The organism is Streptomyces sp. NBC_00846 (assembly GCF_045207325.1).
GTDB lineage: Bacteria > Actinomycetota > Actinomycetes > Streptomycetales > Streptomycetaceae > Streptomyces.
Window position 1 is genome coordinate 1641296 of the sequence record NZ_CP108846.1, and the last position, 22753, is coordinate 1664048.

Here is a 22753-nt window from a genome sequence, read left to right on the forward strand (position 1 = left end):
TGTGCCGTGTGATCAGACCGTCAGGGCACGGTCCGTCGGGCGGATCGGGGCCGGCAGGGCGCTGGCTCCGGTCAGGAAGCGGTCCACGCCGCGCGCCGCGGAGCGGCCCTCGGCGATGGCCCACACGATGAGGGACTGGCCGCGGCCCGCGTCACCGGCGACGAAGACTCCGCCGACGTTGGTGGCGTAGTCCGCGTCGCGCGCGACATTGCCGCGCGCGTCGAGCTCCAGGCCGAACTGCTGGACCAGACCGTTGGACTGGTCGGTGCCGGTGAAGCCCATGGCCAGGGTGACCAGCTGGGCGGGGATCTTCCGCTCGGTGCCGGGCTTCTGCTCCAGCTTACCGTCCTTGAATTCCACCTCGACCAGGTGCAGGGCCTGGACGTTGCCGTCCTCGTCGCCCTCGAAGTGGGTGGTGGAGACGGAGTAGACCCGCTCGCCGCCCTCCTCGTGCGCGGAGGTGACCTTGTAGAGCATCGGGAACGTCGGCCAGGGCTGGTTGGTGTTCCGGTCCTCGCCCGGCCGGGGCATGATCTCCAGCTGGGTGACGGAGAGCGCGCCCTGGCGGTGGGCGGTGCCGACGCAGTCGGCGCCGGTGTCGCCGCCGCCGATGACGACGACGTGCTTGCCCTCGGCGGTGATCGGGGAGACCGTCAGGTCGCCCTCCTGCACCTTGTTGGCGAGCGGCAGGTACTCCATGGCGAAGTGCACGCCGTTCAGCTCACGGCCCAAAACGGGCAGGTCACGGGAGACGGTGGCACCGGCGGCGATGACGACCGCGTCGTAGCGGCGGCGGAGCTTGGCGGCGTCGATGTCCTTGCCGATCTCCACCTCCGTACGGAACTTGGTGCCTTCCGCGCGCATCTGCTCGATACGGCGGTTGATGTGCGACTTCTCCATCTTGAACTCGGGGATGCCGTACCGCAGGAGGCCCCCGATGCGGTCCGCGCGCTCGAAGACGGCGACCGTGTGGCCGGCCCGGGTCAGCTGCTGGGCCGCGGCGAGACCGGCCGGACCCGAGCCGATGACGGCGACGGTCTTGCCGGAGAGCCGCTCGGGCGGCTGCGGGGTGACGTCGCCGCTGCCCCATGCCTTGTCGATGATGGAGACTTCGACGTTCTTGATGGTGACGGCCGGCTGGTTGATGCCGAGCACGCACGCCGACTCGCAGGGGGCCGGGCAGAGCCGCCCGGTGAACTCCGGGAAGTTGTTCGTGGCGTGCAGGCGCTCGGACGCGGCCTTCCAGTCCTCGCGGTAGGCGTAGTCGTTCCACTCGGGGATGAGGTTTCCGAGCGGGCATCCGTTGTGGCAGAACGGGATGCCGCAGTCCATGCAGCGGCCGGCCTGCTTGCTGATGATCGGGAGCAGCGAGCCCGTAACGTAGACCTCGTTCCAGTCCTTGACGCGCTCGCCCACGGGGCGGGTCTCGGCGATCTCGCGCCCGGTGGTCAGGAAGCCCTTGGGGTCAGCCATGGGTCGCCGCCTCCATCATCTTCTCGGTGGTCTCCTGTTCGGAGAGACCGGCGAGCTCAGCGGCGTCCTTGGCGGCGAGCACTGCCTTGTACGTGGACGGGATGATCTTGCTGAAGCGGGAGACACCGCCGTCGGCGCTGTCCCACTCGGCGAGCAGCTTCTCGGCGACCGTGGAACCGGTCTCCTCCTGGTGGCGGCGCACCACGTCGTGCAGCCACTGCTGGTCGGTGTCGGAAAGGGCCTCGATCGCGCCGAGGTTGCCGACGTTGACGTTGTCGCGGTCCAGGTCGATGACGTACGCGACTCCGCCCGACATGCCTGCGGCGAAGTTGCGTCCGGTCTCGCCGAGTACGACGGCGTGGCCGCCGGTCATGTACTCGCAGCCGTGGTCGCCCACGCCCTCGGAGACGACGGTCGCACCGGAGTTGCGGACGCAGAACCGTTCACCGGTCCGGCCGCGCAGGAACAGTTCGCCGCCGGTGGCGCCGTAGGCGATGGTGTTGCCCGCGATGGTGGAGTACTCGGCGAGGTGGTCGGCGCCGCGGTCCGGGCGGACGACGACGCGGCCGCCGGAGAGGCCCTTGCCGACGTAGTCGTTGGCGTCGCCCTCCAGTCGCAGCGTCACGCCACTCGGCACGAACGCGCCGAAGGACTGGCCGGCGGAGCCGGTGAACGTGATGTCGATGGTGTCCTGCGGCAGACCGGCGCCGCCGAACTTCTTCGTCACCTCGTGGCCGAGCATGGTGCCGACGGTCCGGTTGATGTTCCGGATCGCGATCTGGGCCCGGACCGGCTGGGCGGCCTCGGCGCTCTCCGCGTTCAGGGCGTCGGCGGCGAGCTTGATCAGCTCGTTGTCGAGGGCCTTGGCGAGACCGTGGTCCTGCTCGATCCGCTGGTGGCGGACCGCGCCCTCGGGCAGCTCGGGGACGTGGAACAGGGGCTCCAGGTCGAGGCCCTGCGCCTTCCAGTGCGTGATCGCGCGGTCGGTGTCGAGCAGCTCGGCGTGGCCGACGGCCTCTTCGATCGTACGGAAGCCCAGCTCGGCGAGGAGCTCGCGGACTTCCCTGGCGATGAACTCGAAGAAGTTGACGACGTACTCGGCCTTGCCTGAGAAACGGTCGCGCAGGACCGGGTTCTGGGTGGCGATGCCGACCGGGCAGGTGTCCAGGTGGCAGACGCGCATCATGACGCAGCCGGAGACGACGAGCGGCGCGGTCGCGAAACCGAACTCCTCGGCGCCCAGCAGCGCGGCGATGACGACATCGCGGCCGGTCTTCAGCTGGCCGTCGGTCTGCACGACGATGCGGTCGCGCAGGCCGTTGAGCAGCAGGGTCTGCTGGGTCTCGGCGAGGCCGAGCTCCCAGGGGCCGCCCGCGTGCTTCAGCGAGGTGAGCGGGGAGGCACCCGTTCCGCCGTCGTGACCGGAGATCAGGACGACGTCCGCGTGTGCCTTGGAGACACCCGCGGCGACGGTGCCGACACCGACCTCGGAGACCAGCTTCACGTGGATGCGGGCCGCCGGGTTGGCGTTCTTGAGGTCGTGGATCAGCTGAGCCAGGTCCTCGATGGAGTAGATGTCGTGGTGCGGCGGCGGCGAGATCAGCCCGACACCCGGGGTGGAGTGCCGGGTCCTGGCGACCCACGGGTAGACCTTGTGGCCGGGCAGCTGGCCGCCCTCGCCGGGCTTGGCTCCCTGCGCCATCTTGATCTGGATGTCGTCCGCGTTGACCAGGTACTCGCTGGTCACACCGAAGCGGCCGGAGGCGACCTGCTTGATGGCCGAGCGGCGCGCCGGGTCGTAGAGCCGGTCGGCGTCCTCGCCGCCCTCACCGGTGTTGGACTTGCCGCCCAGCTGGTTCATGGCGATGGCGAGGGTCTCGTGGGCCTCGCGGGAGATCGAGCCGTACGACATGGCGCCGGTGGAGAAGCGCTTGACGATGTCGGAGACGGACTCGACCTCGTCGACCGGGATCGGCTCGCGGTCGCTCCTGAAGTCGAACAGTCCGCGGAGCGTCATCAGGCGCTCGGACTGCTCGTTCACCCGGTCGGTGTACTTCTTGAAGATGTCGTACCGCTTGTTGCGCGTGGCGTGCTGGAGGCGGAAGACCGTCTCCGGGTCGAAAAGGTGCGGCTCGCCCTCGCGGCGCCACTGGTACTCGCCGCCGATCTCCAGCGCGCGGTGCGAGGCGGAGATGCCGGACGCCGGGTAGGCCTTGGCGTGGCGGATGGCGACTTCCCGGGCGATGACATCGAGGCCCGCGCCGCCGATCTTGGTGGCGGTGCCGTTGAAGTACTTCGCGACGAAGCCCTCGTCCAGGCCGACGGCCTCGAAGACCTGGGCGCCGCGGTAGGAGGCGACCGTCGAGATGCCCATCTTGGACATGACCTTGAGGACGCCCTTACCGAGCGCGTAGATCAGGTTCCGGATGGCCTTCTCGGGCTCGACGCCCTCGATGAACGTACCGGCGCGGACCAGGTCCTCGACGGACTCCATCGCCAGGTACGGGTTGACCGCGGCGGCGCCGTAGCCGATCAGCAGCGCGACGTGGTGGACCTCGCGGACGTCGCCGGCCTCGACCAGCAGCCCCACCCGGGTGCGCTGCTTGGTACGGATGAGGTGGTGGTGGACGGCCGAGGTGAGCAGCAGGGACGGAATCGGGGCGTGCTCGGCGTCGGAGTGCCGGTCGGACAGGACGACGAGGCGGGCGCCGTCCTCTATGGCGGCGTCGACCTCGGCGCGGATCTGCTCGATCCGCTCCGCGAGTGCGTCGCCACCGCCGCCGACCCGGTAGAGCCCGGAGAGCGTGGCGGCCTTCATGCCCGGCATGTCGCCGTCGGCATTGATGTGTATCAGCTTGGCCAGCTCGTCGTTGTCGATCACCGGGAACGGCAGCGTGACGCTGCGGCAGGACGCGGCGGTCGGCTCCAGCAGGTTGCCCGCCGGGCCGAGCGTGGAGCGCAGCGAGGTGACGAGCTCCTCGCGGATGGCGTCCAGCGGCGGGTTGGTGACCTGGGCGAACAGCTGGGTGAAGTAGTCGAAGAGCAGCCGGGGGCGCTCGGACAGGGCGGCGATCGGGGAGTCCGTGCCCATGGAGCCGAGGGGTTCGCCGGCGGTGCGGGCCATCGGGGCGAGGACGACGCGGAGCTCTTCCTCGGTGTAGCCGAAGGTCTGCTGGCGGCGGGTGACGGAGGCGTGCGTGTGCACGATGTGCTCCCGCTCGGGGAGGTCCTCCAGCTCGATCTCGCCGGTCTCCAGCCAGTCCTGGTACGGCTGCTCGGCGGCGAGGGCGGCCTTGATCTCGTCGTCCTCGATGATGCGGTGCTCGGCGGTGTCGACGAGGAACATCCTGCCGGGCTGGAGGCGGCCCTTGCGGACGACCTTCGCGGGGTCGATGTCCAGGACGCCGACCTCGGAGGAGAGCACGACGAGGCCGTCGTCGGTGACCCAGTAGCGGCCGGGGCGCAGACCGTTGCGGTCCAGGACCGCGCCGACCTGGGTGCCGTCGGTGAAGGTGACGCAGGCCGGGCCGTCCCAGGGCTCCATCATCGTGGCGTGGTACTGGTAGAAGGCGCGCCGGGCCGGGTCCATCGAATCGTGGTTCTCCCACGCCTCGGGAACCATCATCAGCACCGAGTGGGGCAGCGAACGGCCGCCGAGGTGGAGCAGCTCCAGGACCTCGTCGAAGGAGGCGGAGTCGGAGGCGTCGGGGGTGCAGACGGGGAAGATCCGGTCGAGCTGCTCCGTGCCGCCGTGTCCATTGTCGGCGGAGCCGAACGCACTCGACGCGAGCTGGGACTCGCGGGCCTTCATCCAGTTGCGGTTGCCCTTGACCGTGTTGATCTCGCCGTTGTGCGCGACGAAGCGGTACGGGTGGGCGAGCGGCCAGCTCGGGAAGGTGTTCGTGGAGAAGCGCGAGTGGACCAGCGCGACGGCGGTGGCGAAGCGGCGGTCGGAGAGGTCCGGGAAGAACGGCTCCAGCTGCCCCGTGGTGAGCATGCCCTTGTAGACGATCGTGCGGGCGGAGAGCGAGGGGAAGTACACCCCGGCCTCCCGCTCGGCGCGCTTACGCAGCACGAAGGCCTTGCGGTCGAGTGCGATGCCGGTGCTCGTACCGTCCGCGACGAAGAGCTGGCGGAACTCGGGCATGGTGGCGCGGGCGCCGTTGCCGAGGATGTCCGGGGTGACCGGGACCTGGCGCCAGCCGAGGACCTTGAGGCCCTCCTCGGCGGAGATCTTCTCCAGCTTCCGGACGGCCTCGGTGGCATCGTCCGCGGGCAGGAAAGAGACTCCGACGGCGTAGGCGCCGGCCTCGGGGAGCTCGAAGGCGACCTCGTCGCGGAGGAAGGTGTCCGGCACCTGGAGGAGGATTCCGGCGCCGTCGCCGGAGTCGGGCTCGGATCCGGTGGCACCGCGGTGTTCGAGGTTGCGCAGTACGGTCAGCGCCTGCTCGACCAGCTCATGGCTGGCCACACCGGTCAGGGTAGCCACGAACCCGACACCGCAGGCGTCGTGCTCGTTACGGGGGTCGTACATCCCCTGCTGGGCGGGGCGACCGTCCATGGGCGACCAGGCGTCGGTACGCATCGGCTCTCCCGTCGTCGTCGTGGCATATGCAGTGCCGAGGGACGACGTTGGCCCTCTGCGAAATTTCGTGTGGGTTACATGATGGGGCGCTTCTCAAGAAGCGGATAGTTCGTTCCAACATACGGACACTGCCGGAGGCGGTGAGGGGTCGCAGTCGGAGGATCGGCGCCCGGGGGACCGCAGAGAGCAGGCGTCGTTGCCTGCGGTGTCTACGGCTCATGCCCGGCGGCAAAGGAAATGAAACCGCCGGGTAATGGCTACTTATGTGGAGCCCTGTATGGAGACTCATTTTACGTGGGGGGATGCCATTCCGCCCAGAGGCGGCCACCAAGACGTACGTCACACGCATGGCGGACGCGTTACGGATGGCGGACACACTGCCGGAACGAAGCCCGTCCGGCGTTCGAGGACAAAACCTTCGGCCGGACGGGCTCGATGCCGCGTCCCCTACCGAGCGGCACTAGCTTCCGAGGGCCACGCCGAACAGTGTGCCGAGACCATAGGTGATCGCCGCGGCGGCGCCGCCGAGCACCAGCTGCCGCAGCCCGCTGTACAGCCAGTTGCGCGCCGTCACCCTGGCGACCACCGCACCGCAGGCGAACAGCCCGACGAGCGCGAGCAGCACGGCCGGCCACAGCGCACTCGCGCCGAGCAGGTACGGGAGTACGGGCAGCAGGGCGCCCAGCGCGAACGCGCCGAACGAGGACACGGCGGCGACGAGCGGCGAGGGCAGATCGCCCGGGTCGATGCCGAGCTCCTCGCGGGCGTGGATCTCCAGGGCCTGCTCCGGGTCACGCGACAGCTGCCGCGCGACCTCGCGGGCGAGGCCGGGTTCGACGCCACGGGACTCGTAGAGCGCGGCGAGCTCCCGCTCCTCGTCCTTGGGGTGCTTGCGCAACTCGCTCCGCTCGACGTCGAGTTCGGCCTCGACGAGCTCGCGCTGCGAGGCGACGGAGGTGTATTCGCCGGCCGCCATGGAGAACGCACCGGCGGCCAGGCCCGCCAGACCGGTGATCACGATCGTCTGCTGAGAGACGGCACCACCCGCGACGCCGGTCATCAGCGCGAGGTTGGAGACCAGTCCGTCCATGGCACCGAACACCGCGGGGCGCAGCCAGCCGCCGTTCACATCGCGGTGGGTGTGGTTGTCGCGGTGCGCCTCGTGCAGTACGGCGTCGGTCTCGATGATGGACACAGCTCTCCCCTTCTCCGGCAGCGGGTTTCACGCGCTCCGCCCCCGCTCGACACCGTCGAAAGTACGCACGAAAAAGGGCCCCCGCCAGCAAGGCAGGCCGTACTTACCTGCCCCCGTGACCAGGTGAGTACGGCCTGCCTCACCGACGCCGAGCCGTCATCCAACTGGCCCTTTTGTTGCGATTATCGGCCTCTGTCGGGGCTCCGCGTGGCACAGATCGAGCGTACGAGAACTGGCTCGGTGTGAGCGAAGGGTCGACGCGATGGAGTCGATTGCGGGAAATCCGGCAGAACCGCGGACCGGCGGCACGGCGGCGGTACGGCACGGCGCGCCGTCGGCGGTACGGCACGGCGCACCGGTGGCGGCGGGGGGCGGCGCGGACCGGGGCGCGGGTGCGCGGGGGGACATGGGCGACCGGGCCCGGGGTTCGCTGCTCGGTCTCGCGGTCGGCGACGCGCTGGGCGCACCGGCGGAGAACCTGCGGCCGTCCGAGATCCGCCGTCGCTGGGGCCGGATCGAGGGCTTCGTGAGCGAGGACCCCGCGGGCACGGACGACACGGAGTACGCGATCTTCTCCGGGCTGCTGCTCGCCCGGCACGGTTCGGCGCTGACCGTCACCCAGGTGGAGCGGGCCTGGCATCTGTGGATCGCCGATCTGGACGAGGGGCCGTTCCGCGGCGCCGGGTTCAGTGAGCGGGGCACGCTGGAGAATCTGCGCCGCGGCCTGGCCGCCCCGATCTCCGCCCAGCACCGGCACGCCTGGAGCGACGGCCTGGCGATAAGAGCGGCACCGTTCGGGGTCTTCGCGGCGGGCCGGCCGTACGAGGCGGCGCGTCTGGTCGCGGTGGACGGGCGGGTCAGCCATGACGGGGAGGGCATCTACGGCGGCCAGGCGGTGGCGGCCGGGGTGGCCGCCGCGATGGTGGGGGCCGGGCTCGCGTCGGTGATCGCCGCCGCGCTGTCCGTCGTTCCCATGGACTCCTGGACGGCGCGCTCGCTGCGGCGCGCGGTGGCGGCCGCGCAGCGCACGTACCCCGACCGGCTCACCATGGAGCGCGCGGTGCGTTCCGCGGTGGTGGTCGGCGGCTACCCGTGGACGGATCTGGCGCCGGAGGCGGTCGGCCTGGCGTTCGGTGCGTTCGCGGCGGCGCGCGGCGACTTCCGTACGGCGGTGCTGACCGCGGTCAACATGGGCCGCGACGCGGACACCACGGCCGCGGTGGCGGGAGCCCTGGCCGGCGCCCTGCACGGGGCGTCCGCGATTCCCCGGCACTGGGGGGAGGCGATCGGCCCGGTCCGGGGCAGCTGTCTGCCGTCGATGCGGGGCTACCACGTCCTGGACATCGCGGAGTTGCTCACCCCGGACGACCTGGACGAGGCGTACGCGGGGGCGGGCGCGGGCGCAGGAGGCGAAGCCGGTACGCCGGACGGCGCCCCGACGCGCGACACCACCTCCGTGTACGTGTCGCCCGGCGCCCCGCCCGTCTCCGACGACGAGGACCCGGACCGGAACCCCCGAGGTACGGACTCGGACCCCGACCGTACGGACGTGGTCCCGGACCCGGACCGTACGGACGTGGTTCCGGACCCGGACCGTACGGACGCGGTCCCTGGCCCGGACCGTACGAACGTGGTCCCGGGCCCCGACCCGGGAAGCGCCCCTCGCGCGCCCGTCTCCCCCGCCGCCCGTCTCCGGACCCGTCCGGCGCCCGGGCACCGGGCCCGGATCGAGGGGCTGTTGCTAGGGCTCGCCGCCGGGGACGCCGCCGGATGGCCGGCCGCGCGACACCGGGCCACCCGGATGCCCGAGTGGACCCGGCGTCTCACCCGGGAGCTCGACACCTTCGCCGAGCAGAACGCCACCACCACGCTGCCCGTCCCCATCGCGCTCAACCAGCCGCCCGAACCGCTGCGGCTCGGGCCCTCCGACGACGCCGAATGGGCGGCGTTCGCCGCCGGGACCGTGCTCACCTCGGCGGCCGGTCCGCTGCACGGGCTGTCCTCGGAACGCCGGATGCGGGCCGCCATCGACGTCGCCTGGAACGCGCTGGCGGCCGAGGTCGCCGCAGCTGCCGCCCGGGCCCCCGAGGTCGAGTCCGCGGTGCTCCCGCTCCGCGCCCGGATCTCGGTGCGGGCCGGGCTCGGCAATCTCGCCGCCGGGTTGCGCCCGCCCGCCACCGGCCACGACAACCCGCACTACTTCGACGACGCGGCCTGCGTACGGGCCGCCGTGCTCGCCGTCGTCCACCCCGCCGACCCCGCCGCCGCCGCCGACCTCGCCGAGTTCGACGCCCGCTACACGCAGGACGGCGACGGTGTGCACGGCGCGCGGGCGATGGCCGCCGCGATCGCCGAGGCGCTGGGCGGCGCGGACGTGGACACCTCGGTGAACGCCGCGCTCGCCCAGCTCCCCGCCGGCACGGAGATCGCCCGCAACGCCGCCCACGCCGTCCGGATCGCCCGTGACTTCGTCGGCGAGGCGGCGGGCGCGTTCGCCCTCGTACCGGTGCTGGAGCATCAGATCGTCGACCACGTCTACAGCTACGGGATCGCCGCCGCCGAGACCGTCCCGGTCGCCCTCGCCCTGGCCACGGCGGCGCGCGGGCAGATCGCCCAGGCCGTTCCCGCGGCGGCGTGCCTGTCCCGGGTAGCCGACTCGGCGCCCGCCCTGGCCGGTGCGCTGACCGGTGCGCTCGGCGGCATCGGCGCCGTTCCGAACGGCTGGCGCGAGGCCTGCCGCACCCTGGCCGGCTGTGCGCTGCCCCGCCTCGCGGGGACCGATCTCATCGAACTCGCCGGGTTGCTGGCAGACACGGAACCGAAGCCCACGGGTGGACAATTCGGACATGACATCCACCATGCCCACGCGGTCCGAGGCGAGGACCACGGCACTCACACTCGATGAACGGATCACGGGAGCGCTCGTCGGCGCGGCGGTCGGCGACGCGCTCGGCGGTCCGGTCGAGGGCCGGTCCCCCGAGCAGATCACGGCCCGTCACGGCGGGCGGATCAGCGGCATCGTCGGCCCGTGGGACGGCGACGACTGGCGTACGGCCCGTCCTATCGCCCCGTACCACAAGGGCGACGGACACGTCACCGACGACACCTTGATGACCCATGCGCTGGTACGGGTGTACGGGGCGGTGCGCGACCACCTCGACGCGTACGCGGTCGCCGACCATCTGGTGCCCGAACTGATCTCCACGCCCCGCTGGATCCCGGAGCTGGAGGCGGACGCGCTGCCGCTCCAGCGGATCTTCCTCGCCGAGAAGTGGATCGTCGCACGGCTGCACTATGGTCATGTCGATCCGCGCGAGGCGGGCTCCGGAAACATCGTCAACTGCGGTGCGGCGATGTACATGGCGCCGGTCGGTCTGGTCAACGCCGCGCACCCGCACGCCGCGTACGCCGAGGCGCTGGATGTCGCCGGGGCCCATCAGTCCTCGTACGGCAGGGAGGCCGCCGGAGTCTTCGCGGCGGCCGTCGCCGCGGCCTGCGCCCCGGGTGCGACGCCCGCCGCCGTCGTCGACACCTGTCTCTCGCTCGCCAAGGACGGCACCCGGTCCGCCATCGAGGCGGTGTGCGAAGCGGCGTGCCGGTACGGCGACTTCGAGTCGGCGCTGGACCCACTGCGTACCGCCGTCGCCCCCTTCGACACCGTCGGTCCCGACTACCGCTCCCCCTCGCTCGGCGCCCGCCGGCCGTCGCGGCTGCACTCCATCGAGGAACTCCCGATCGCGCTCGGCATGCTGCTCGTCGCGGACGGCGACTACCGGCACACGGTGCTCGGCTCGGTCAACTACGGCCGGGACTGCGACTCGATCGCCACGATGAGCGGCGCCCTCGCGGGCGCGCTCCACGGCGAGCGGGCGATCCCCGCCACCTGGGTGAAAACGGTCGCCGAGGCCAGCCGGCTCGATCTGCATGCCCCGGCGCGGATCCTGGCGGACGTCGCCCGCCAGGTGTACGTACGGGACACGGCCCGGCGCCGCGCGCACGAGTCGGCGTTCGCCGCGCTGGCGGGCACGCCATGACGGTACGGGTGACGTGGGTGCAGCCCGAGGACCTGGTGGGCCACGAGCTGCGCCAGGCGGCCGAGGACGGACGGGACGCACGGGCCGTCGCACGCCGGTGGTACGAGGCAGGCGGCGCCCCCGCCCCGGAGCGCGCGGGGGCGTCGACTGCTCCGGCACCGGAGCTGCGCGCGCTCGCGGAGCGGCTGCTGGACGAACTCGCCCTGCTGGAATCGCCGCTGGACCGGGACGAGCCGACGGAGCTGGCCGCCATCCGGGCCGCCTGCCCCGACTGGCCCGCCCCGCGTACGCAACCACCGTCGGTGAGTCGGGACCGGCTGCACGCCGCCTGGCTGGGCCGGGCCGCCGGCTGTCTGCTCGGCAAACCCGTCGAGAAACTGCCGCTCGCCGGCATCCGCGCACTGGCCCGCGCCACCGGCAACTGGCCGTTGACCACCTGGTTCACGGCCAGGGGGCTGCCCGCCGAACTGACCGCCACCTACCCCTGGAACCGCCGCTCCGCGCCCACCTCCCTGGCCGAGAACATCGACGGCATGCCGGAGGACGACGACCTCGACCACCCCCTGCTCACCGTGCTGTTGCTCCAGCGGTACGGACCGTCCTTCACCACCTGCGACCTCGCCCGGCTCTGGCTCGACGAACTCCCGGCCGGCCGGACGTTCACCGCCGAACGGGTCGCGTACCGCAATCTGCTCGACGGCATCGAGCCCCCGCACACCGCCAGGTACCGCAACCCGTTCCGGGAGTGGATCGGCGCGCAGATCCGGGCGGACGTGCACGGCTGGACGCATCCGGGCGACCCGTCGGCCGCGGCGGAACAGGCGCATCGGGACGCCGTCCTCACCCATACCGCCAACGGGGTGTACGGGGCGATGTTCACCGCCGCGATGCTCGCCGAGGCGGCCGGCGGCGGAAGTGACGTGCACGGCTGTCTGGCCGCCGGGCTGCGTGTCGTACCGCCGCGTTCCCGGTTCGCGCACGCCGTGCGTTTCGGTGTCGGGGCGGCCCGTGGTGACGGCTTCGACGCGGCCGTCGACCGGCTGCACGCCGAGTACGGCGGCCACCACTGGGTCCATGTGCTGCCCAACGCCGCGCTGCTCGCTGCCGCCCTCACCCACGCCGACGGCGACTTCTCCGACTCCATCTGCCGTGCGGTGTCGGGCGGCTGGGACACCGACTCCAACGGTGCGACCGCCGGTTCGCTCGCCGGTCTGCTGGCCGGGAGCCCGGACGCGCTGCCCGACCGCTGGACCACCCCGCTGAAGAACCGCCTCGCCACGTCCGTCCCCGGTTTCGACTCCATCGGCTTCGACGCACTCGCCGAACAGACCCACCGGCTCATCCACAAGGAGGCACTCCGCCCATGACCGCCATCGCGGTGCTCGGCAGCACCCATATGGACCTCGTCGCCTACGTCGCACGGGCCCCGGAGCGTGGCGAGTCCGTCACCGGACGGGAGCTGCGCACCGTCCCCGGCGGCAAGGGCGCCGACCAGGCAGTCGCCGCCGCACGCGCGGGCGCCGATGTGACGATGATCGGCGCGGTCGGCGACGACGCGTACGGCACCCTGCTGCGGTCCAACCTGGAGCACGCCGGCGTCCACACCGGTCTGCTGCACACCGCCGAGGGACCCAGTGGCACCGCGCACGTCGTCGTCGACGACACGGGCGCCAAATCCATCGTGGTGATCCCCGGCGCCAACGGCACCGTCACCGGCCTCGGCCCCGGCGAAATGGCCGCCATCGCCGGAGCCGATCTGCTGCTCCTCCAGCTGGAGCTGCCACTGTCCGCCGTGCTGGAGGGCGCGCGAGTCGCCCACGCCCAGGGCGTACGGACCATCCTCACCCCGTCCCCCGTACAGCCCCTGCCGTCCGAACTCTTCGACTGTGTCGATGTGCTGATCCCCAACGAGCACGAGGCAGCCGCGCTCTCCGGCTCCGCGGACCCCCGCACGGCGGCGCAGATCCTGCTCGGCCAGGTCCCGGCGGTCGTCATCACACTCGGCTCCAAGGGCTGCCTGTACGCGGCCCGGGGCGGCGAACCCGTGCTCTTCCCCGCGCCCGAGGTCACCGCCGTCGACACCACCGGGGCCGGGGACACCTTCGTCGGCACGCTGGCCGTGGCGCTCGGCGAGCGACGGCCCGTACCCGAGTCACTGGCCTGGGCGTCGTCCGCCGCCGCTCTCTGCGTGCAGCGGCCGGGCGCCTCGGCCTCCATGCCGTACCGCAGCGAGATCGACGCCGCATGAACGCGCCCGCGCAGGCACCCCTGACCGGACTGCGGGTCATCGACCTCGCCACGCTCTTCGCCGGCCCGCTCTCCGCCACCATGCTCGGCGACTTCGGCGCCGAGGTGATCAAGGTCGAGCATCCGCGCAGGCCCGATCCGTCGCGCGGGCACGGCCCGACGAAGGACGGCGTCGGCCTGTGGTGGAAGCTGCTCGGCCGCAACAAGCGCAATCTGACCCTCGACCTGTCCAGCCCCGGCGGACGCGACATCCTGCTCCGGCTGGCCGCCGGAACCGATGTGATCATCGAGAACTTCCGGCCCGGGACGCTGGAGCGCTGGGGCCTCGGCTGGCAGGAACTGCACGCCGTCAACCCGCGGCTGGTGCTGGCCAGGGTCACCGGCTTCGGCCAGTTCGGCCCGTACGCGCACCGCCCCGGCTTCGGCACCCTGGCCGAGGCGATGAGCGGATTCGCCGCGATCACCGGGGAGCCGGACGGGCCGCCCACGCTCCCGCCGTTCGGACTCGCCGACTCGATCGCGGCGCTGGCCACCGCGTACGCCGTGATGGCCGCGCTCGCCGGACGCGACCGGACCGGGGAGGGGCAGATCGTCGACATGGCGATCATCGAGCCGATCCTGACCGTGCTGGGGCCGCAGCCCGTCTGGTACGACCAGCTCGGCTACGTACAGCCGCGCACCGGCAACCGCTCCCGCAACAACGCGCCGCGCAACACGTACCGCACCTCGGACGGGCACTGGGTCGCGGTCTCCACCTCCGCGCAGTCGATCGCCGAGCGGGTGATGCGTCTGGTAGGCCGGCCCGGACTGATCGACGAACCCTGGTTCGGCTCGGGCACCACCCGCGCCGAGCACGCCGACGAGCTCGACGAGGCGGTCGGCGACTGGATCGCCCTGCACACCCGTGAGGAGGCGGTCTCCGCGTTCGAGAAGGCGGAGGCGGCGATCGCGCCGATCCACGACGTCCAGGACGTGATGGAGGACCCGCAGTACCGGGCCCTCGGCTCGATCACCGAGGTCGACGACCCGGAGCTGGGGCCGCTGCGGATGCAGAACGTCCTGTTCCGTCTGTCCGGGACGCCGGGCGCGATCCGCTGGGCGGGCCGGCCGCACGGCGCGGACACCGACGAGATCCTCACCGGTCTGGGCCTGTCGGCTCCGCAGATCGCCGCGCTGCGGGCGGAGCACGTGCTGTGACGGCGGCGGTCCCCCTCACCTTGCTGTACGTCCCCGGCGACCGGCCGGAGGTGGTGCGCAAGGCGCGCGACGCGGGCGCGGACGTGGTGATCGTCGATCTGGAGGACGCGGTCGCGCCGGACCGCAAGGAGTACGCGCGGTCGGCCACCGCCGAGCTCCTGTCCGAGCCCGCCGAGGACACGGCCGTGCCGGTCCACGTCCGGGTCCACACCGAGGCGGACATCCTCGCCCTGGCCGGACTTCCGGGCCTCGCCGAACTCCGGCTGCCCAAGATCACACACGCGGCGTCCGTCCATCACATCGCGGCCGTGGCACCGGGGGTCGCGCTCTGTCCGCTGCTCGAATCGGCGCTCGGCATCGAGCACGCGTACACGGTCGCCGCCTCCCATCCCCAGGTGCGCTCCATCGCCCTGGGCGAGGCGGACCTCCGGGCGGATCTGGGGGTGCGGGACGACGCCGGGCTCGACTGGTCGCGCAGCCGGGTCGTGGTCGCCGCCCGTGCGGCCGGACTGGCGCCGCCCACCCAGTCGGTGTTCCCGGACGTACGGGACCTGGACGGCCTGGCGGCGTCCTGCGTGCGCGGCCGGGCACTGGGTTTCCTGGGGCGGGCGGCGATCCATCCCCGCCAGCTCCCGGTCATCGAGCGGGCGTTCCGTCCCACGGCTCAGGAGGTCGAGGCGGCGTCGGAGATCGTGACGGCTGCCGCGACGGACGAGGGCGCGCTGGCCCTCCCGGACGGCCGGTTCGTCGACGCGGCGGTAGTGGCCTCGGCCCGTCGCACGCTTGCGCTGGCCACGCGGGAGGGGTGACGGGGAAGGCCGGTGCGTTATACGTGTGTGGGGCCCAAACCGGATGGTTGGGGCCCCACACACGTAACGCGTACAAGCACGACGGCTCAGCCGTTCTTCGCCGCCTCCGCGGCCGCGGCGCCGTTCTTCTCCGCCGCCTTCGCGGTACCGTCCGCGTCGCCGTCCTCCGCATCGCGGTCCTTCGCATCGCGGTCCTTCGCGTCGCCGTCCTTCGCGTCGCCGTCCTTCAAGGCATCGACGCCTTCGGCGTCACCCGCGTCCTCGGCGTCTTCGGCGGCCACCGCGTCCGGTTCCACGATCTCCTCGCGTCCCGGCCGTACCTTCGCCGAGATCACCATGTACAGCACCGCCAGCGCGAACACGATCCCCGCGGTCCACACATTGAGGCGTACGCCCAGGATGTGGTGGGCCTCGTCGACCCGCATGTACTCGATCCAGGCCCGTCCCGCGCAGTACGAGGCGACGTACAGCGCGAACGCCCGGCCGTGTCCGAGCCTGAAGCGGCGGTCCGCCCAGATCACCAGCACGGCGACACCGATGCACCACAACGACTCGTACAGGAACGTCGGGTGGTACGTGCCGGCAACCCGGTTGGGGCCCTCGCTGATCTCCAGCGCCCACGGCACATCGGTCGGCTTGCCGTACAGCTCCTGGTTGAACCAGTTGCCCCAGCGGCCGCAGGCCTGGGCCAGGGCGATCCCCGGGGCGAGCGCGTCGGCCCAGGCCGGCAGCGGGATCCCACGCCGGCGGCAGCCGATCCAGGCACCGACGGCGCCGAGGGCGATCGCGCCCCAGATGCCGAGGCCGCCCTGCCAGATCTTGAAGGCGTCGACCCAGTCCTGACCGTCGCTGAAGTACAGCTGGTAGTCGGTGATGACGTGGTAGAGCCGGCCGCCGACAAGACCGAAGGGCACGGCCCAGACGGCGATGTCGGCGACGGTGCCGGCTCTGCCACCTCTGGCGATCCAGCGCTTGTTGCCGAACCAGACGGCGGCGAAGACACCGATGATGATGCAGAACGCGTAGCCGCGGAGCGGGATCGGGCCGAGATCGATCACGCCGGTCGACGGGCTGGGAATGTAGGCAAGGTCCATGGCAGGGTCGACGCTACCTTGCCGAGTGGGGCATACGGCAACCCACTCGGCAACGTCTGGGTAACGGGCAGGTCAACCGTGCCCCCCGGCGTTTCCCCGTGCCGGACACCGGTCAGGAGCCCGACGGAGCCGGGGTGACCGTGCCCGGCTTCTTGCCCTTGTTGGCCTCGGCGACCCACTTCTTCAGGTTCGCCGACGTGATCGGTTCATTCCCCTTCTTCGGGAAGATCGGCTCTCCGTTGAGCAGTGCGGTCGGCGTGCCCTGGAATCCGCCGTTCTGGAAGGCCTTGTTGGACTTCTGGACCCAGCTGTCGTGCTTGCCGTCCTCCACACAGCTGCGGAAGGCGGGGGTGTCGAGCCCCGGGACCTTCCCGGAGAGCTCGATCAGCTTGGCGTTGTCACCGAAGGCGTCGTCGGTCTCCGGCGGCTGGTTGCGGAAGAGGACGTCGTGATACGCGGAGAATTTGCCGACGTTCTGTGCGCAGGCCGCCGCGTTGGCCGCCCGCAGCGAGCCGCTGCCGCCCAGATTGCCGTCGATGAGCGTGGCGAGGTGGTACTCGATCTTGATCTGTCCGCTGTTCTCCAGCTGGTGGGCGGTGTCCCGGAACGCGTTCTCGAACTGGGCGCAGACCGGACAGCGGAAGTCCTCCCAGATGGTGAGCGTGGACGGGGCATTGTCGGCGCCGGCCCGGATGGCCAGGCTGTCCTTGCCGGTCGCGCCGGACGGGGCGACGACGGGCCCCGCCGCCGTGCCCTTGCCGCCCTTGCCGTTCGTGTTCGCGGCGATCACGCCGACGACCGTGGCCAGCGCCAGCACACCCACCACGGCGCTGCTGACGATCAGCGTGCGCCTGCGGCGCTCGTGCGCCTGCTGGCGCTCTCGCTGCTGGACGAGCCGGTCTCGCGCGGCCCTTTTTCCCTGTTCGTTCTTCTCGCTCACACCCGCAGCAACGAACCGGGGAGGCACGTGCGTGCCTCCCCGGTCCAGGTCCACCCGTTTGGGTTACACCCGATTCAGCGCTTTCGAACGCCTTCGGCGAGTTCGCCCGCCAGGGAGCGGACCGCGGCCAGGCCCGCCTCCTCGTCGGGGGCGTCGAGCATGCCCTTGACGAAGGCGGAGCCGACGATCACCCCGTCGGCGAAGCCCGCGACCTCGGCGGCCTGTCGGGCGTTGGAGACGCCGAGACCGACGCAGACCGGGAGGGACGTGGTGGCGCGGGTGCGCGCGACCAGGTCCTGGGCCTGCTCGCCGACGGACTCGCGCGTGCCGGTGACGCCCATCAGCGAAGCCGCGTAGACGAAGCCGGAGCCGGCCGCGGTGATGGTGGCGAGGCGCTCGTCCTTGCTGCTCGGCGCGACGACGAAGACGGTCGCGAGACCGTGCTTGTCTGCGTGCTCGCGCCACAGTTCGGACTCCTGGACCGGCAGGTCGGGCAGAATGCACCCGGCGCCGCCCGCCTCGGCGAGCTCGGCCGTGAAGCGCTCGACGCCGTACCGGTCGATCGGGTTCCAGTACGTCATGACGAGGATCGGGACCCCGGTCGCCTCGTGCGCCTCGCGGACCGTACGCATCACGTCGGCGATCTTCACGCCGCCGCGCAGGGCGATGTCGTCGGCGGTCTGGATGACCGGACCGTCGAGCACCGGGTCGCTGTGCGGCAGCCCCACCTCGACGATGTCCGCACCGCCCGCCACGACCGCCTTCACGGCGGCGATCGCACCGTCGACGGTCGGGAAGCCGGCCGGGAGGTACGCGATGAGCGCGGCCCTGTTCTCCGCCTTCGCCGTCGCGAGGGAGGAGCTCAACAACTCCACGTTGCCGCTCACTTGGTGATCTCCTCTTCCCCGTCGGCCACATCGGCCTCGACGGTTCCGTCGGTCCCGCCGTACAGCCCGAAGTAGCGGGCCGCCGTGTCCATGTCCTTGTCGCCGCGGCCGGACAGATTGACCACGAGCAGTCCGTCCTTGCCGAGCTCCTTGCCGACTTCCAGGGCTCCGGCCAGCGCGTGGGCGCTCTCGATGGCCGGAATGATCCCTTCGGTGCGGGAGAGGAGGCGCAGCGACTGCATGGCGGCGTCGTCGGTGACCGCGCGGTACTCGCCGCGGCCGATGTCCTTGAGGTACGCGTGCTCCGGGCCGATGCCCGGGTAGTCGAGACCGGCCGAGATGGAGTACGGCTCGGTGATCTGGCCCTCGTCGTCCTGGAGGACGTAGCTCCGCGAGCCGTGCAGGATGCCGGGCTCGCCAGCGGTCAGGGTCGCCGCGTGCTCACCGGTCTCCACTCCGTGTCCGGCGGGCTCGCAGCCGATCAGCCGGACGCGGGCGTCCGGGATGAAGGCGTGGAAGAGCCCGATGGCGTTGGAGCCGCCGCCGACGCAGGCGATGGCGGCGTCCGGCAGCCGGCCGGTCCGCTCCAGGATCTGGCGGCGGGCCTCGACGCCGATGACGCGGTGGAAGTCGCGGACCATGGCGGGGAAGGGGTGCGGTCCCGCGACGGTGCCGAAGAGGTAGTGCGTGTGGTCCACATTGGCGACCCAGTCGCGGAACGCCTCGTTGATGGCGTCCTTCAGGGTCCTGGAGCCGGACTTCACGGCGATGACCTCGGCGCCGAGCATCCGCATCCGCGCCACGTTCAGCGCCTGCCGCTCGGTGTCGATCTCGCCCATGTAGATGGTGCATTCGAGGCCGAAGAGCGCGCAGGCGGTGGCGGTGGCGACGCCGTGCTGGCCGGCGCCGGTCTCGGCGATGACCCGGGTCTTGCCCATGCGCCGGGTGAGCAGCGCCTGACCCAGCACGTTGTTGATCTTGTGTGAGCCGGTGTGGTTCAGGTCCTCGCGCTTGAGGAAGATCCGGGCGCCGCCCGCGTGTTCGGCGAAGCGCGGGACCTCGGTCAGCGCGCTGGGGCGGCCGGTGTAGTTGACCATGAGCTCGTTGAGCTCGGCGGCGAAGGCGGGGTCGGCCTTGGCCTTGTCGTACTCGACGGCGACCTCGTCCACGGCGGCGACGAGCGCCTCCGGGATGAACTTGCCGCCGAACGCACCGAAATACCCCTCGGCGCTGGGGATCAGACCCTCCGGGTCCGGAATGAAGAAGTCAGATGACATCCGACGTGCTCCTCGACATCGCAATGGGTGGATTCACCGTATGCGCCGTGAGCGGAGCGCCGCCGCGACCGGGGTGGTCGGGCGGTGCGGTCGTACGTACGGCAGGAGTGGTGCGGTTACGTCGGCCGGGGCTCGCTACAGCGCGGACCCCGTGCGCCATCGCATGCCGTTGACCTGGCCGGGCTCGTCGCCGATCACGTAACGCACGCGCCTGCCGTGCACGCGCCGGGCCGGGGCGCGGCAGCCGCGGGGGCGGCAGCCGCGCGCCAGCGGCGCGTGCGGATCCCGGGCGGCCGTCGTGCCGGCGGGGCGCAGGCCCGGCCGGACACGGGACGCGGGACGGTGGGCGGACACGGTTGCGGTCAGCTCCGTCCGTGCCGGAGTGCCGGGTGGGCGCCCGCGGCGACCAGGTCGGCGACGGCGGCCCGCGGGTCTCGGCCGGTGACCAGGGATTCGCCCACGAGCACCGCGTCGGCACCCGCGTTGGCGTACGCGATCAGGTCGTGCGGACCGCGGACGCCGGACTCGGCGACCTTGACGATGTGGTCCGGGATCTCGGGGGCGACGCGCTCGAAGGTGGAGCGGTCGACCTTGAGGTCCTTCAGGTTGCGCGCGTTGACACCGATGATCTTCGCCCCGGCGTCCACGGCGCGCTCCGCCTCCTCCTCGTCGTGCGCCTCGACCAGCGGCGTCAGGCCGATGGACTCGGCGCGCTCGATCAGGGAGACCAGGGCCTGCTGGTCGAGGGCGGCGACGATCAGCAGGGCGAGGTCGGCGCCGTAGGCGCGGGCCTCCCAGAGCTGGTACGAGGTGACGATGAAGTCCTTGCGCAGGACCGGGATGTCGACCTTGGCGCGGACGGCCTCCAGGTCGGCGAGCGAACCGCCGAAGCGGCGCTCCTCGGTGAGGACCGAGATGACGGACGCGCCGCCCGCCTCGTAGTCCGCGGCGAGCGCGGCCGGGTCGGCGATCGCGGCAAGGGCCCCCTTGGAGGGGCTTGAGCGCTTGACCTCGCAGATGACGGTCACACCCTCGCCGCGCAGTGCGGCGACTCCGTCCTTGGCCGCCGGAGCGCGCGCAGCGCGTTCCTTCAGCTCGTCGAGGCTTACACGCGCCTGCCGCTCTGCGAGGTCGGCGCGTACGCCGTCGATGATCTCGTCGAGCACACTCACGCGAGCGGCCCCCTTCCGGGACGGTAATGAGGGAACAGGATCAGCCACGTCAATGCTATCCGCAGGAGGCCGGAGGCCTCGAATCCGGTGGGCGAATATCCCAGTACCTGGGCATTCAAGGCGCCAGCGCCGAGCCGAACGGCAGGTTTCGGACGACCGAGAAGGTCAGCAGCAGCACCCCGATCCCCCACCAGACGACGGGTTTCGCGGTGATGCTCATGGGCCGTCCCCGGGCGGCGTGGGACATCCAGGCCACCCAGAGGACGGCGAAGATCCCGTAGCCGACGACGGCGAGCGCGTTCGAGCCGAGGGCGGCGGCGACGTCGCCGTGCGCGACGGCGTGCGCGCTGCGCAGCCCGCCGCAGCCCGGGCAGTACAGGCCGGTGAACCGGAGCAGCGGGCAGACCGGGTAGTGGCCCGGCTCATTGGGGTCGACGGCGCCGACGTAGCCGAAGGCGCCGATGACGAGGGCCATCACTCCCACCGGGGTGGCGAGCCGCCGCACGCGCGAAGCGGGGACGGGGGCCGATGGGAAGACCGGCGGGTACGGGTGGCCCGGCGTCGGTGGTTGCTGCTGTCCGGAGGGTGGTTCCGTCGGCGGGTGGCCGGGCGTCGGTAGCCGGCCGGGCATCGGTGGCGGCGGCTGGTGGCCCGGGGCGGGCAGGGAGCCCGGTGCCAGGGGTGCGGCGGCTGGAGTAGGCGTTGCGTCCACCCGGTGATTGTCCCCGCTGATGCGGAAAGGCGCAGCCCGGGTCGGGCTGCGCCTCGCGATTCGTACGTGTGCTGCGTGTGTCAGGAGATCTGGGCCTGCCCGGCCCGCGCCCTTGCCTCGGCCAGCTCCGCCGACTCCTTCGGCATGCCGAGGCCCGCGGCCTTCATCGCGAGGCCGACGACTCCGCCGAGGAGGATGACGGCCATGCTGGCCCAGAAGCCGATCGGGCTGGCCGCGACCACGAAGACGCCCGCGGCGCAGAAGCCGAAGAAGGAGATGATGACACCGGTCCAGGCGGCCGGGGTGTGTCCGTGGCTGCTGCCCGCCATGAGTTGCTCCTTGTTGGTGATGCGCTGTTGGTATCGCTGTACGCAAAGCTGGTGCCGCTGTTGGTGCCGCTGTGCAGAAAGCTCGGCTTCATTGTCCCGTACGTGCGGGAAGGACATGAGCTGGGGGGTCATGCCTCGCGCGTCGGGTCCTCGCCGCGGTCCAGGGCCTTCCACAGGTCCTCCGGCCGGTCCGGGTCCGGGGCGGTGCGGGCGGCCTTGCGGGGACGGGGGGTGCCGTCCCGTTCGTACCGTCCCGACATGGTGGGCCAGAGCTTCCCGTACCGCAGGGCGAGCAGCCCGGCGAGGAAAATCAGCAGGCCGCCGGCCGCGGTGACGTAGGGCCACGCGGTGTGGCTGAGGGCGTCGATGGTCGCCGAGGCGTCACCGGTGGTCTGGGCGGCCTTCTCGTCGAGCGCCGCGCTGTCGGAGGCGCCGAGGTAGGCGCTCAGTGCGGCACCGAGGCCGCTGAGGGCGAGGAGCCCGGCGACGATCAGCCGCCCGCCGCTGCGGACGGCGAACACGGCGACGAGGGCGGCGAGGCCGACTATGGCGAGGGCCGCCGGGAGGCCGGTGACGTCCTGGCCGTCGGCGGTCAGCGGCAGGGAGCCACCACCGACGGCGGCCCGGCCCTCGGCCCACGTCTGGCCGGAGGCGAGGAGGACGACGGTGGCACCGGCCGCCCCGAGGAGCAGGCCGGCGGCCAGGCTGCGGCGGCTTCCCGTCGCGTCGGGCGCGGTGGCCGCTCGGGCACGGGGCTGGGGTACGGGGACAGCACTCACGTACTCCACTATCCCTTACCGCC

At 71.9% G+C, this 22753-nt stretch carries 18 protein-coding genes and 1 pseudogene; 7 read left to right on the forward strand and 12 right to left on the reverse strand.

Annotation, left to right across the window (positions count from 1 at the left end):
- Positions 1-12: 12 nt before the first annotated feature.
- The 3 genes from OG936_RS07605 to OG936_RS07615 all read right to left on the reverse strand — a co-directional run bounded on the left by OG936_RS07605 (position 13) and on the right by OG936_RS07615 (position 7253).
- On the reverse strand, positions 13-1473 hold the full coding sequence (locus OG936_RS07605) for a glutamate synthase subunit beta (RefSeq protein WP_406493407.1): 1461 nt from the start codon (positions 1471-1473) through the stop codon (positions 13-15).
- The gene (gene gltB / locus OG936_RS07610; protein WP_406493408.1) at positions 1466-6058 is read right to left on the reverse strand and encodes a glutamate synthase large subunit; all 4593 of its coding nucleotides are present in this window, start codon (positions 6056-6058) and stop codon (positions 1466-1468) included. Before gltB ends, OG936_RS07605 begins: the two co-directional genes overlap by 8 nt.
- Before the next feature lie 460 nt (positions 6059-6518).
- A complete protein-coding gene (locus OG936_RS07615) occupies positions 6519-7253 on the reverse strand; it encodes a VIT1/CCC1 transporter family protein (protein WP_406493410.1) in 735 nt (244 codons plus the stop codon).
- Positions 7254-7515: 262 nt separating this feature from the next.
- Between OG936_RS07615 and OG936_RS07620 the strand changes: the two are divergent.
- From OG936_RS07620 to OG936_RS07650, 7 genes and pseudogenes are all read left to right on the forward strand, one after another.
- Positions 7516-8649: pseudogene (locus OG936_RS07620) on the forward strand (ADP-ribosylglycohydrolase family protein); the annotation flags it as partial.
- 330 nt (positions 8650-8979) lie between these two features.
- Entirely contained in the window at positions 8980-10158 is a 1179-nt protein-coding gene (locus tag OG936_RS07625; RefSeq protein WP_406500350.1) for an ADP-ribosylglycohydrolase family protein, read from the forward strand.
- Entirely contained in the window at positions 10100-11287 is a 1188-nt protein-coding gene (locus OG936_RS07630; RefSeq protein WP_406493413.1) for an ADP-ribosylglycohydrolase family protein, read from the forward strand. The genes OG936_RS07625 and OG936_RS07630 overlap by 59 nt, the downstream gene beginning before the upstream one ends.
- Positions 11284-12654: an ADP-ribosylglycohydrolase family protein gene (locus OG936_RS07635; protein WP_383750094.1), complete on the forward strand. Its 1371-nt coding sequence runs from the start codon at positions 11284-11286 to the stop codon at positions 12652-12654. Before OG936_RS07630 ends, OG936_RS07635 begins: the two co-directional genes overlap by 4 nt.
- Positions 12651-13535, forward strand: a complete 885-nt coding sequence (locus OG936_RS07640) for a ribokinase (RefSeq protein WP_406493415.1) — start codon at positions 12651-12653, stop codon at positions 13533-13535. The genes OG936_RS07635 and OG936_RS07640 overlap by 4 nt, the downstream gene beginning before the upstream one ends.
- Positions 13532-14731, forward strand: coding sequence for a CaiB/BaiF CoA transferase family protein (locus OG936_RS07645; protein WP_406493417.1), 1200 nt, complete (start codon positions 13532-13534; stop codon positions 14729-14731). The genes OG936_RS07640 and OG936_RS07645 overlap by 4 nt, the downstream gene beginning before the upstream one ends.
- A complete protein-coding gene (locus OG936_RS07650; protein WP_383750101.1) occupies positions 14728-15540 on the forward strand; it encodes an HpcH/HpaI aldolase/citrate lyase family protein in 813 nt (270 codons plus the stop codon). Before OG936_RS07645 ends, OG936_RS07650 begins: the two co-directional genes overlap by 4 nt.
- A gap of 86 nt (positions 15541-15626) precedes the next feature.
- Here the strand turns inward: OG936_RS07650 and lgt are convergent, their stop codons facing one another.
- The 9 genes from lgt to OG936_RS07695 all read right to left on the reverse strand — a co-directional run bounded on the left by lgt (position 15627) and on the right by OG936_RS07695 (position 22739).
- On the reverse strand, positions 15627-16634 hold the full coding sequence (gene lgt / locus OG936_RS07655) for a prolipoprotein diacylglyceryl transferase (protein WP_406493419.1): 1008 nt from the start codon (positions 16632-16634) through the stop codon (positions 15627-15629).
- A 112-nt stretch (positions 16635-16746) separates the two neighbouring features.
- Positions 16747-17574 carry a DsbA family protein gene (locus tag OG936_RS07660; RefSeq protein ID WP_406493420.1) on the reverse strand — a complete coding sequence of 276 codons (828 nt, stop codon included), beginning with the start codon at positions 17572-17574 and terminating at the stop codon, positions 16747-16749.
- A 74-nt stretch (positions 17575-17648) separates the two neighbouring features.
- Entirely contained in the window at positions 17649-18461 is an 813-nt protein-coding gene (trpA, locus tag OG936_RS07665) for a tryptophan synthase subunit alpha (RefSeq protein WP_406493422.1), read from the reverse strand.
- Positions 18458-19738 (reverse strand): tryptophan synthase subunit beta, encoded by a 1281-nt coding sequence (trpB, locus tag OG936_RS07670; RefSeq protein ID WP_383750108.1) that lies wholly within the window; start codon positions 19736-19738, stop codon positions 18458-18460. Before trpB ends, trpA begins: the two co-directional genes overlap by 4 nt.
- A 135-nt stretch (positions 19739-19873) precedes the next feature.
- Complete coding sequence (gene trpM, locus OG936_RS07675) at positions 19874-20053, reverse strand: tryptophan biosynthesis modulator TrpM (RefSeq protein ID WP_266752132.1); 180 nt, start codon at positions 20051-20053, stop codon at positions 19874-19876.
- Between the two features lie 47 nt (positions 20054-20100).
- Positions 20101-20910: an indole-3-glycerol phosphate synthase TrpC gene (gene trpC / locus OG936_RS07680; protein ID WP_383750109.1), complete on the reverse strand. Its 810-nt coding sequence runs from the start codon at positions 20908-20910 to the stop codon at positions 20101-20103.
- A 115-nt stretch (positions 20911-21025) separates the two neighbouring features.
- Positions 21026-21415: a DUF2752 domain-containing protein gene (locus OG936_RS07685; protein WP_406493424.1), complete on the reverse strand. Its 390-nt coding sequence runs from the start codon at positions 21413-21415 to the stop codon at positions 21026-21028.
- 287 nt (positions 21416-21702) lie between these two features.
- Positions 21703-21951: an HGxxPAAW family protein gene (locus tag OG936_RS07690; RefSeq protein WP_406493426.1), complete on the reverse strand. Its 249-nt coding sequence runs from the start codon at positions 21949-21951 to the stop codon at positions 21703-21705.
- 128 nt (positions 21952-22079) lie between these two features.
- Positions 22080-22739: a TIGR02234 family membrane protein gene (locus OG936_RS07695; protein ID WP_406493427.1), complete on the reverse strand. Its 660-nt coding sequence runs from the start codon at positions 22737-22739 to the stop codon at positions 22080-22082.
- Positions 22740-22753 lie beyond the last annotated feature (14 nt).